Source organism: Priestia sp. BR_2 (genome assembly GCF_041954005.1).
Classification (GTDB): domain Bacteria; phylum Bacillota; class Bacilli; order Paenibacillales; family Paenibacillaceae; genus Paenibacillus_AQ; species Paenibacillus_AQ lautus_A.
Map to the genome: position 1 here is coordinate 1 of NZ_JAVFHM010000240.1, position 1239 is coordinate 1239.

General features: G+C 35.8%; 1 protein-coding gene and 1 pseudogene. Both read left to right on the top strand.

The annotated features are described in order from the left end of the window. Positions 1–446: 446 nt before the first annotated feature. Positions 447–947 (top strand): hypothetical protein, encoded by a 501-nt coding sequence (locus RB298_RS19170; RefSeq protein ID WP_486048056.1) that lies wholly within the window; start codon positions 447–449, stop codon positions 945–947. Continuing rightward, a pseudogene (locus RB298_RS19175) lies at positions 940–1239 on the top strand (terminase TerL endonuclease subunit); the annotation flags it as partial. The gene RB298_RS19170 and the pseudogene RB298_RS19175, both read left to right, overlap by 8 nt.

The window sequence follows — 1239 nt, forward strand, 5'->3', positions numbered from 1 at the left end:
AATATGGCAGAGAGCAAGGGGGTGAAATGGGAGGGATTCGATATAGTTACGAATGATTAATTAAATCATGCAGAATACAGCATAGTGATAGCATAGTACGAATGAGCTATACAACAAATGAAAGGCAGTATTGAGATTGAAAATGGAGAAGATAAATAAATAAATTAATCAATGCGATATGTCACGGAAGTAGATGATGATATAACAGTAAATAAAAAAGTAAATGGTTGCGGAATGTAAATTGATATAGGTAGTTGGAAGTGTTTATTGTGCTTTCAACTACAATCAATAATATAAACAGCTACGGAAAATAAAAATGAGGAAAAATAAAAATATCCCCCAGGGGTAAAAATAAAAAAATTTTAGAGGAACAAAAGGACCGAGGTGTAGTCAGTACAAAAAAAATTTTTCCCCTTAATTTACAAAAATCGAAAGGAGCGCTTAGGATGGCAAATACCTATAAATCTATCGTAAATAACAAGCAGAAAATGTCTAAAGAAGAGCGGAAAATGCGTGAGAAAGCTGAAGAAATGGTAGTAAATCAAGTAAAAACCGAACCAAAACCGCTAAGTTTCATCAAGAAAGCTGAAGAAGCTATATTTAATCAAATTGTCAAGCTAAATGAGAACTTCACTGAGTCTGACAGCATCAGTATTTCACTCTTGACAAAAGCTATATACCGTTTTGGCGTGTTAAGTGACGTTTTAGACGATTTAGACCCACTTGACGATAACTCTACACAACTTGAACGAAGAATACAAGCTTACGACAAAACTATCAACCAGCACATGTCAAGTCTATGTATACCTTTAAATCAGCGCTTACGATTAGCTAATGAAATGGCTAAGTTAATGCTTGAGGAGAAGAAACTAGCTAACATGGAAGCAGAAAACATGCCCGCTGTCAACCCACTACTAGCTTTACTGGAGGATGATGACGATGAATAAGTCAGTACAATATGCTAAAGCTGTAGTATTCGGTGAAATCGTTGCTCCTTCACAAGTAAGGCAAGCCTGCATTAATTTCCTTCACGAATACTATTGGCTTCAAGACCAAGAACACTATCAATATAAATGGAATGTCAAGATTGAGAAAAAGGTTGACAAAATCATAAAGAACCTTAACTTTGCTCGAGGAGCTAAGTCCGCTCAGCCAATGTACCCTAACCTTGCACTATTTCAGTGGTTCCTAATTCAAAACATATTCTGCTGGGTGTATAAGGAGTTTCCTAAGAAGCGT

Coding starts and splice junctions, on each gene's coding strand:
- RB298_RS19170 (WP_486048056.1), top strand. CDS start 447: ATGGCAAATACCTATAAATCTATCGTAAATAACAAGCAGAAAATGTCT.